The organism is Enterobacter sp. 01-M-03-SI-ECC (genome assembly GCF_047530215.1).
Lineage (GTDB): Bacteria > Pseudomonadota > Gammaproteobacteria > Enterobacterales > Enterobacteriaceae > Enterobacter > Enterobacter chengduensis.
The window spans coordinates 45276-53396 of the sequence record NZ_JBLKDA010000015.1; the positions used below are offsets into that span (position 1 = coordinate 45276).

Genomic DNA, 8121 nt, shown 5'->3' on the forward strand with positions numbered 1-8121 from the left:
AAGTGACGCTCTTCACTCTTGGCCGATGTTTCGCAACTCGCGTTGCAGCGACATGGCGTCCAGGCGTTGCAGTGGCAGCGAGAGAAACAGCTCGATGCGGCGGCGCAAGATCAGCGCGGCATCCTTGAACGCTTTGAGTCGTTGTTCTTCGCTGCCTTCGACGGCTGCCGGATCGGGCACGCCCCAGTGAGCCGATACCGGCTTGCCCGGCCAAAACGGGCACGCCTCGCCGGCGGCGTTGTCGCAGACGGTAAAAATGAAGTCGAACACCGGCGCCCCCGGCGCTACGAACTCATCCCAGCTTTTGCTGCGGTAGCCAGTCGTTGGCATGTGCAGCCTCTCCAGCGTGGCGAGCGCCAGCGGATGCACTTCGCCCTTGGGCTGGCTACCTGCCGAGTACGCCCGAAAGCGCCCTTGGCCCAGTTCGTTGAGGATGCCTTCGGCGAGGATGGAGCGTGCGGAATTGCCCGTGCAGATGAACAGTGCGTTGTATGTGGCCTTTGTGGTCATGGTGTGCTTTCTCAACAGCAGGAAGAACGGGGGCTTGCTGTGCAGCAAGCCGGTGCGGTGATCGGTGTCGTGACTGAGGCCGCCTCATGGAAGACCGGGATGCTGCCTAACGTGTGGAAGTGCTCCCAGGCAATACCCTGCGGATCGGTGACCCAATGCTTCTCGCTGCGTGCGTAGCAGCAGGTGGTCGTGCCTTCGTCGAGCAACTCCATGTCGGCGGCTTGTGCGCGGAGTTTCAAGGCGGCCAGTTCCTCGGCGTCGTCAGTCTGGATGCCCAGGTGGTCGATGCCCGGCTTGTTGCCGCGCGTGGAGATGGCGAAGTTGACCGGCGGGTCTTCGAGCATCCACTTCGCGTAGTCGCCTTCGACGCGCGCAGGCTGCGCCGCGAATAGTTGGGAATAGAAGCCGATGCTGCGGTTCAAGTCATCGACGTGCAGGTGGACGTGGAAGCGCTTCATGGAGAGTTCCTTTCAGCAGGAGGCACAGGTGGAGGGAGATTCAGTGACTTCGCATACGCCGCCCTGGCAGCAGTGCTCGGTCATGTAGCCAAGCAGACTGTTCATCTGCGCGAAGTCGGCGCGATAGATCAGGTTGCGCCCTTGCTGTTCGATGGTGACGAGGCCAGCGTGAGCCAGCTCCTTCAGATGGAAGGACAGAGAGTTGCGGGCCACGTCGAGCTGGTCTGCCAAGACGCTGGGCGTCAGCCCCTCGGGGCCTGCGACGACCAGGGCGCGGAACACGCGCAGGCGTTGGGTGTGGGCCAGGGCACCGAGGGCGGAAACAGCTTGATCATCGTTCATGGTTCGATAATACAACATTTATTGAATCATTGCGCAAGAAACCAGCAAACAGAACCTCGTGGCGCCCCGGCGTGCCGCCGTCGGGTTCGCGGGCTGTGTCCCGCGCTTCGTGTCGAATCACGGCCATCCGGCTATGCCCCCTGGCGCCTCCGACCTGGGTGCTCTGCTCGCCTAAAACCGACGCATATGGAGGTGCAAGGGAGGCGGTCTTGCTGTTCCCTTCATCGTGCCACGGCGTGCTCGCCGTCAAGGGCTGCGCGCCGATGGCGCTTGCGTCCTGGCGGCCGTCGTTGACCCCTGACTGCTTGCGCTGCGCCGTGCCCCGGAAGGGTCGGGCAATTCCGCCCGGCAACCCTTCAGGAGTTCACCATGAACAACGCACTCATCACTGACGAGCAGCGCATCGTGCTGCTGGCCAACGGCCGCGAATCCTTGGAGAACCCGGACTTCGATCCGGCCCCCGTGGTCAAGCTGTTCACGCCGGACGCCGGCGCGACCTGGCTGCTGACCGAGATTGATCCCGACGACCACGACCACGCCTTTGGTCTTTGCGACCTGGGCCTGGGGGCGCCGGAAATCGGCTGGGTCAGCTTGGGCGAACTGGCGACGGTGCGCGGCGGGCTGGGCCTGCCGATCGAGCGCGACCTGTCTTTCCGCGCCGAGAAGCGGTTGAGCGCCTACGCACGCGATGCGCGTCTGGCCGGGCGGATCGCTGTCTGACTCGGCCCTGGGAGCGCCGCAAGGCGCTCCTTGTGCTTTCTCAACCTTTGCAGGAGATCCATGCCATGAGCAGCCATCACGACTACATCATCGAAATCACGGCGCAGCACGATGCGCTCAAGCCGTTTGCGCCGGAGAACGGCCAGCCCTTGCGCTTCAAGATCGGCGACGCGGTGATCTACACCAACGAGTACGGCGCACAGTTTCGGCGCCGCGTCACCGGGTTCTACCAGCCCACCGAGCCTTCGGGGTTGTATGCGCGTGGTAGGCGCTACTACCTGAACTCGACTTCGCCGTGGATGCCGGTTGCAGAATCCAGCCTGCGCCCTGACGACTTGGCGTGATGCCTTCGCGCCCCTGACGGGGCGCTGCGCTTGCCTCCAGGGGAAAGCCCTGCGGGCCATCCCCGCCGCGCGATGCTTGGCGCCCCTCAAAGACCGCCGAACCGGCTACGCCGGATCGGCCAGACCGCAGCAATCACCGGCACAACTGGCTCTGCTTCCCGATGCTTGGCGAATGAGCTTGTGCATCGAGCCTTGAAATCCGGGCGTCCCCGGCCAAGAAACATGGCCGGTCGCGCTGTCGTGCTGCGCATCGAACCCCCTGCGGGGTTTTGCCCCTGACGGGCTTCCATCGTTCCCTCGCTCCGCTCGGCTGACGTCTCCGGCCCGGCTTCCAGCTTCGGGCCTGCGCGCTTCGCTTGCGTGCGGTTCGGCACAGAGGGATGGCCGTTGCCATGTGCAGCCGTCTTCCCTGACTTCATCACCTTCACCGCGACTGTAGCCCGCGCCCGTGTGCCGTCAAGGCGCGCAGGGCCGTGTCCTCGCTTCGCTGCGGGCCGCACCAACCCTGCGCTTGCCTCCTTGACGGCACCCGTTCGCGCGCTCCTGACCGTCGCGGGCGATGAACTCAGGAAAGACGGTGGCAACAGGGCCAACCGGGTTCCTCGTGCCGACCGCACCGAACAGCCGAAAGGCTGGGCTCCGAATCTAGGAATCCGGTGTGCGGTTTTCTTCAACAGCCTTTTCTTGTCAGGAGAAAGACCATGCAACTCGCATCCCGATTCGCTTCCCGTTCCCCTTCGCTGCGCAGCGATTACCCGCTGTCCGATGACCAGATTCGTCGCGTGGCCCCGTCCATCTTCGCGGATGCCCCGCATGAGAGCCGTTCCGAGCGGTACAGCTACATCCCCACCGCCACGGTGCTGACCGAACTTCGCAAGGAGGGATTTCAACCGTTCATGGTGACGCAGACCCGCGTGCGCGATGAAGGCCGCCGCGAGCACACCAAACACATGATTCGCCTGCGCCACGCCAGCCAGATCAACGGCGCGGAGGCTAACGAAATCGTGCTGCTGAACTCGCATGACGGCACCAGCAGCTATCAGATGCTGGCCGGAATGTTCCGCTTCGTTTGCAGCAATGGCCTTGTCTGCGGCGACACCGTGGCCGATGTGCGCGTGCCCCATAAGGGCGACGTTGCCGGTTCCGTCATCGAAGGCGCTTTCGAGGTATTGAGCGGCTTCGAGCGGGTGAAGGAATCCCGCGATGCCATGCGCGCGATCACGCTGGATGAAGGCGAGGCCGAAGTGTTCGCCCGTTCCGCGCTGGCCCTCAAGTACGACCCCACCGACAACAAGCCCGCGCCCATCACCGAATCGCAAATCCTGATGCCGCGCCGGTTCGACGACCGCCGCCCGGACTTGTGGAGCGTGTTCAACCGCACGCAGGAGAACTTGACCAAGGGCGGATTGCATGGCCGCAGCGCCAACGGACGCCGCCAGCAGACCCGCCCGGTGCAGGGCATTGATTCCGATGTGCGCCTGAATCGCGCCCTCTGGATGCTGGCCGATGGCCTGCGCCAGTTGAAAGCCTGATCCCCACGCGGCAGGGGCAGGCAGCAGCCCTTGCCGCTTTCTTCGCTGCTGCATTCCCTAACCGCAAGGAGTTTTCACCATGAACGCCATCACCCAAACCGAAGCCCGCGCCATCCAAGCCCCCGCGCTGGAAGCCGCCGACCCGACCAAGAACCTGATTCTGGTTCCGCTGTCGCGGCTGGTGCTGCGCCCCACGGGCCGCAACGTGCGCAAGACCCCGCGCATGTCCATCCCTGAACTGGCCGCATCCATCCAGCGCGTGGGCCTGCTGCAAAACCTGATCGTGATTGCATCCGCCGATGGCGAGCATTACGAAGTGGTCGCCGGTGGCCGTCGCCTCGCAGCCCTCAAGCTGCTGGCGAAGAAGCACCGTATCAGCAAGGAATGGGAGGTGCCTTGCCTGCTGGTGGCCGATGGCACGGCCCGCACGGCCAGCCTCACCGAGAACGTGCAGCGCGAAGCCATGCACCCGGCAGACCAGTTTGAAGCCTTCGCCGCACTGGTGGCCGAAGGCCGACCCATCGAGGACATTGCAGCGGATTTCAGCGTTACGCCGCTGGTGGTGCAGCGCCGCTTGAAGCTGGCGAACGTCTCTCCCCGCCTCATGGCCGACTATCGCGCCGATGCCGTGAGCCTTGACCAGTTGATGGCCCTTGCCATCACTGACGACCACACTGCGCAGGAAGCCGCGTTCTACGATGCCCCGCAATGGCAGCGCCACCCCTCGCACTTGCGCGAACGCCTGACCGAACGGGAAATCGACGCCTACCGGCATCCGCTGGTGCGCTTCGTCGGGCTGGACAGCTACGAAGCCGCAGGCGGCGGCATCCGCCGTGACCTGTTCGCCGAAGATGACGCAGGCGTGTATCTGACCGATGCCGCGTTGCTGGAACGGCTGGCGCAAGACCGGCTGGCAGGCATTGCCGCCAATGTTCGCGCCGAAGGCTGGGCATGGGTGGATGCCACGCCGGGAATGACCCATTCCGACCTGCACGCTTTCCAACGCGCACCGAAGGAGCGCCGCGAACCGAACAAGCGCGAAGCCGCACGCATCGAGAAGCTGCAAGCCAAGCTGCACGAACTGGCCGAAGCCGTGGATGCCGCGCTGGACGCCGAGGACGAGGACAAGGCCGACGCGCTGCAAGAGGAAGGCGAAGCCGTGGGCGAGCAATTGCAGGCGCTGGAAGATGGCTTGCAGGACTACAGTCCGAACGTGAAGGCCGCAGCCGGGGCTATCGTCACCATCGACCGCAATGGCGAAACCGTGATTCATCGCGGCCTGATGCGTGAGGCCGAAGCCAAGGCGCTGCGCACGCTGGAACGCTTGCGGCAGGGTTTCGGCGGCGAAGGCGAAGCCGGAAACGACGACGAAGGCGAGGACGACGAACAGCCCAAGATCGCCGCCATGTCTGACCGGCTGGCGCAGCGGTTGAGCGCCCACCGCACCGCCGCGCTGCAAATCGAAGTCGCCCGGCACCCGCAAGCCGCGCTGGCTGCCGTGGTGCATGGCATGGTGCAGACCATCTTGCAGGGCAGCCACTACGGCCACGACCTGCCGCTGGGCGTGAGCTTGAAAGTGCAAGACCGGCTGGAAGGCATGGCCCCGGACTGGCCGGAATCGCCCGCCGCCGTGGCACTGCGCGAACTGCAACAGGTGGCGGGCGAAGCCTTGCCGGAGGACAGCGCCGAACTGTTCGCCGCGCTGCTGGCGAAGCCGCAAGACGAACTGGTGCGGCTGCTGGCCGTATGCGTGGCTTCCACGGTGGACGTGGTGACGCCCCGCGCCACGGTGCAGCAACCCGGTGAGGAATTGGCGCAGGCCGTGGGCCTCGACATGGCCGCATGGTGGCAGCCGACCGCAGAAGGCTACTTCAAGCACGTTCCGAAAGCGGCGGTTCTGCAAGCCGTGGGCGAGTTCGCGCCGGAACACGTTACCCGGCTGGCGAAGTTGAAGAAGGCCGACATTGCCAGCGAAGCCGAGCGGCTGGCCGACGGCACGGGGTGGATGCCTACCATCTTCAAGCGCGAAGGACCGAAGGAGGAAGGCCCGGAGCATGACGCACCGGAGGATGCCGAAGCAATGGCGGATGAACCCACCGAGGTGCTGGCCGCTTGATCCGTGTCGAAGAAAAGCGCCCCGGCCTCGACCGGGGCGCTTCGCTGGAAAGAGAAGCTCCCATGACCCGCACCACCACCAGCCGCCCGCGCATGGCGACGGTCTATGCGCCTGGCACGGTACGCGCCCGCCAGTGGCACGGCGATGGCGACGTGCGCGGCTACCGTCCGCCCTCGGGTTGGACGGCCCGCGCCGACATCACCGACATTCACCCCATCACGGGCCGCGCCTTAGCGCGCGCCGTATGGTGGATCATCGAGACGAAGGAATAACCGCGATCAACACCGCGCCCAGGCCATTCCGTCCTGGGTGCGGTGAAAGCCAAATCCGGGCGCGGCAGTGGCCGCGCCCGGTGTCAAAGGCCAACAACCGATTCAGAACGCCGCCGCCTTCGCAGTGGCTCAGGCGGCGGCGTTGAAATGCGCGAGCGGCCTGCCCACGCAGCGCGCCAGTCAGGTTGCTGGCGTATGGCTGGCGTCCGTCATGTGCTGCAACTGGAGCACCCCCGCAGCATTTGCACAGGCGGGCACTTGACCGATCCGTAGGAGCAGAACACGCAGCAGTCTCCCGCCTTCGGCCGTAGCAACGCCTTGCACTGTTCGCACTCGTAGAAGAACTGGCAGGCATCGGTCGGCATGGTCTCGTGCCGGGCATGGCCGCAGTGCGGGCAGGTCAGCACCGACTCCAGTGTGGGCGTGCCGGTTGTCATTTGCGCAGCGTCGAAGGGTAGCCCGCGTCGGTGGTCGCCTTCACGAGCGTCGAGACTTGGGCCTGATCTGCGTCGAAGGTGACGATCGCCGTCTTCTTGGCGAAGTCGATCCTGACCTGGCTGACGCCAGGCACTCTCTCCAGCGATTTCTTCACCGTGACCGGGCACAGCTCGCAGGTCATGTTCTGCACATGGAGCGTGGTCGTCTGCGGCGTTGCGGCCAAGGCAGCGAACGGCGACAGCGCGACGAGCAGCGATGCGACTGATTTGTGCATGAGAGTTCCTTCAGAGAAACAAGGGTGCCAGCCAAGGCACCGACAACAAGGCGAGAAGCACCAGCGCGACGACCCAGAAGATCAGCCGCTGGCGCTTGAGAACGCTCGATTGGGCGCAGGCGGCGCCGGGCTCGCAGGCCGGTTGTTGAAAGTACAGACGGCTGAACGCCAGACCCACGAACAGAAACGTTACCGCAATAAACCAGGGCCGCAGCGGCTCCAGCGCAGTGAGGCTGGCGATCCAGGCACCACCGATGCCCATCATCAGCAGCACCAACGGCACCACACAGCACACCGAGGCGCCGATGGCAGCCAGTGTTCCGGCGACGAGCGAGTTCTTGAAGTTGAAGGTGGGCATGGGCGTGTACGAACGTCTTCGACACTTGCCACTTTAAACTCCGTACCATGCTACGGAGTCAAGGGGTTTGAGCCATGAGCGAGCTGACGATAGGGGGCCTGGCAGACGAGGCCGGCGTCAACGTCGAGACCATCCGCTACTATCAGCGGCGCGGGCTGATGCCGGAGCCGGACAAGCCGGCCCACGGGTATCGCCGCTACGATGCCACCACGGTCAAGCGCGTGCGCTTCATCAAGCGGGCGCAGGCATTGGGCTTCACGCTGGAAGAGATCGGCGGCCTGCTCCAACTCGACGAGGCCCATGCCTGTGCCGAAACGCGCGAACTGGCCTCGCACAAGCTGGCGGCAATCGAAACCAAGCTGGCCGACCTGGCGGCGATGCGCAAGGCGCTCACGACACTGCTGTGCCAGTGCGATGCGGGCGCGATGAAGGGCAACTGTCCCATCATCCACGCACTGGGAGCAGACTGACGCCTGCGGAGATTCGATTTCCACGCGATTACCTCTGCTGTCACTCTGCGTTCGGCCCTTTGCGGGGCGTCCAGAATGACTTGCGCGTGTCGGCGCGGTGCGCCACCGGGCTTTGCGGGCTGCGCCCCGTGCCGCCTTTGCCGTCACGGCCATTCGGCTTCAATCCCTCACGCCTTCGCGCCTGCGGCGCTGCGCGCTTCGCTTGCCTCCAGGAGAAAGCCCTGCGGGCTATCCCCGCCGCGCGCAGCTTGGCACCCCTCGATGCGGCCGAACCGGCTACGCCGGAT

The 8121-nt window shown here is 65.0% G+C and carries 13 protein-coding genes; 6 read left to right on the forward strand and 7 right to left on the reverse strand.

The window, feature by feature from the left end:
• Positions 1–12: 12 nt before the first annotated feature.
• Genes ACMWKK_RS14695 through ACMWKK_RS14705 form a run of 3 tightly spaced genes read right to left on the reverse strand, consistent with a single transcriptional unit; the run spans position 13 to position 1310 of the window.
• Positions 13–510 carry an arsenate reductase ArsC gene (locus ACMWKK_RS14695; protein WP_023094599.1) on the reverse strand — a complete coding sequence of 166 codons (498 nt, stop codon included), beginning with the start codon at positions 508–510 and terminating at the stop codon, positions 13–15.
• A gap of 11 nt (positions 511–521) precedes the next feature.
• Positions 522–968 (reverse strand): ArsI/CadI family heavy metal resistance metalloenzyme, encoded by a 447-nt coding sequence (locus ACMWKK_RS14700; RefSeq protein WP_041106942.1) that lies wholly within the window; start codon positions 966–968, stop codon positions 522–524.
• A gap of 12 nt (positions 969–980) precedes the next feature.
• The gene (locus tag ACMWKK_RS14705; protein WP_406542850.1) at positions 981–1310 is read right to left on the reverse strand and encodes an ArsR/SmtB family transcription factor; all 330 of its coding nucleotides are present in this window, start codon (positions 1308–1310) and stop codon (positions 981–983) included.
• 369 nt (positions 1311–1679) lie between these two features.
• On the opposite strand from ACMWKK_RS14705, the gene ACMWKK_RS14710 reads away from it, so the two are divergent.
• From ACMWKK_RS14710 to ACMWKK_RS14730, 5 genes are all read left to right on the forward strand, one after another.
• Positions 1680–2030, forward strand: a complete 351-nt coding sequence (locus ACMWKK_RS14710; protein WP_017677011.1) for a DUF2958 domain-containing protein — start codon at positions 1680–1682, stop codon at positions 2028–2030.
• A 65-nt stretch (positions 2031–2095) separates the two neighbouring features.
• Positions 2096–2374: a hypothetical protein gene (locus ACMWKK_RS14715; RefSeq protein WP_023094601.1), complete on the forward strand. Its 279-nt coding sequence runs from the start codon at positions 2096–2098 to the stop codon at positions 2372–2374.
• A gap of 701 nt (positions 2375–3075) precedes the next feature.
• On the forward strand, positions 3076–3906 hold the full coding sequence (locus ACMWKK_RS14720; RefSeq protein WP_041106944.1) for a DUF932 domain-containing protein: 831 nt from the start codon (positions 3076–3078) through the stop codon (positions 3904–3906).
• 79 nt (positions 3907–3985) lie between these two features.
• Complete coding sequence (locus ACMWKK_RS14725) at positions 3986–6022, forward strand: ParB/RepB/Spo0J family partition protein (RefSeq protein ID WP_041106946.1); 2037 nt, start codon at positions 3986–3988, stop codon at positions 6020–6022.
• A gap of 62 nt (positions 6023–6084) precedes the next feature.
• On the forward strand, positions 6085–6294 hold the full coding sequence (locus ACMWKK_RS14730) for a hypothetical protein (RefSeq protein ID WP_094098081.1): 210 nt from the start codon (positions 6085–6087) through the stop codon (positions 6292–6294).
• Between the two features lie 209 nt (positions 6295–6503).
• On the opposite strand, the gene ACMWKK_RS14735 is transcribed toward ACMWKK_RS14730, so the two are convergent.
• From ACMWKK_RS14735 to ACMWKK_RS14745, 3 genes are read right to left on the reverse strand one after another with little or no spacing between them, the layout of a single operon-like run.
• Positions 6504–6731 carry a GDCCVxC domain-containing (seleno)protein gene (locus ACMWKK_RS14735; RefSeq protein WP_080773470.1) on the reverse strand — a complete coding sequence of 76 codons (228 nt, stop codon included), beginning with the start codon at positions 6729–6731 and terminating at the stop codon, positions 6504–6506.
• Entirely contained in the window at positions 6728–7006 is a 279-nt protein-coding gene (gene merP, locus ACMWKK_RS14740) for a mercury resistance system periplasmic binding protein MerP (protein ID WP_041111072.1), read from the reverse strand. The genes ACMWKK_RS14735 and merP overlap by 4 nt, the downstream gene beginning before the upstream one ends.
• Positions 7007–7016: 10 nt before the next feature.
• On the reverse strand, positions 7017–7364 hold the full coding sequence (locus ACMWKK_RS14745; RefSeq protein WP_041111070.1) for a mercuric transporter MerT family protein: 348 nt from the start codon (positions 7362–7364) through the stop codon (positions 7017–7019).
• Between the two features lie 74 nt (positions 7365–7438).
• Here ACMWKK_RS14745 and merR point away from each other — a divergent pair, with 74 nt between their 5' ends.
• A complete protein-coding gene (merR, locus tag ACMWKK_RS14750; RefSeq protein WP_041111068.1) occupies positions 7439–7834 on the forward strand; it encodes an Hg(II)-responsive transcriptional regulator in 396 nt (131 codons plus the stop codon).
• A 40-nt stretch (positions 7835–7874) separates the two neighbouring features.
• Here merR and ACMWKK_RS14755 read toward each other — a convergent pair whose 3' ends face one another.
• Positions 7875–7997: a hypothetical protein gene (locus ACMWKK_RS14755; protein ID WP_406542836.1), complete on the reverse strand. Its 123-nt coding sequence runs from the start codon at positions 7995–7997 to the stop codon at positions 7875–7877.
• Positions 7998–8121 lie beyond the last annotated feature (124 nt).

What these genes read in the sequence shown, in the direction of transcription:
- ACMWKK_RS14695 (WP_023094599.1), bottom strand. Translation starts at nt 510, where the DNA reads ATGACCACAAAGGCCACATACAACGCACTGTTCATCTGCACGGGCAAT.
- ACMWKK_RS14700 (WP_041106942.1), bottom strand. Translation starts at nt 968, where the DNA reads ATGAAGCGCTTCCACGTCCACCTGCACGTCGATGACTTGAACCGCAGC.
- ACMWKK_RS14705 (WP_406542850.1), bottom strand. Translation starts at nt 1,310, where the DNA reads ATGAACGATGATCAAGCTGTTTCCGCCCTCGGTGCCCTGGCCCACACC.
- ACMWKK_RS14710 (WP_017677011.1), top strand. Translation starts at nt 1,680, where the DNA reads ATGAACAACGCACTCATCACTGACGAGCAGCGCATCGTGCTGCTGGCC.
- ACMWKK_RS14715 (WP_023094601.1), top strand. Translation starts at nt 2,096, where the DNA reads ATGAGCAGCCATCACGACTACATCATCGAAATCACGGCGCAGCACGAT.
- ACMWKK_RS14720 (WP_041106944.1), top strand. Translation starts at nt 3,076, where the DNA reads ATGCAACTCGCATCCCGATTCGCTTCCCGTTCCCCTTCGCTGCGCAGC.
- ACMWKK_RS14725 (WP_041106946.1), top strand. Translation starts at nt 3,986, where the DNA reads ATGAACGCCATCACCCAAACCGAAGCCCGCGCCATCCAAGCCCCCGCG.
- ACMWKK_RS14730 (WP_094098081.1), top strand. Translation starts at nt 6,085, where the DNA reads ATGACCCGCACCACCACCAGCCGCCCGCGCATGGCGACGGTCTATGCG.
- ACMWKK_RS14735 (WP_080773470.1), bottom strand. Translation starts at nt 6,731, where the DNA reads ATGACAACCGGCACGCCCACACTGGAGTCGGTGCTGACCTGCCCGCAC.
- merP (WP_041111072.1), bottom strand. Translation starts at nt 7,006, where the DNA reads ATGCACAAATCAGTCGCATCGCTGCTCGTCGCGCTGTCGCCGTTCGCT.
- ACMWKK_RS14745 (WP_041111070.1), bottom strand. Translation starts at nt 7,364, where the DNA reads ATGCCCACCTTCAACTTCAAGAACTCGCTCGTCGCCGGAACACTGGCT.
- merR (WP_041111068.1), top strand. Translation starts at nt 7,439, where the DNA reads ATGAGCGAGCTGACGATAGGGGGCCTGGCAGACGAGGCCGGCGTCAAC.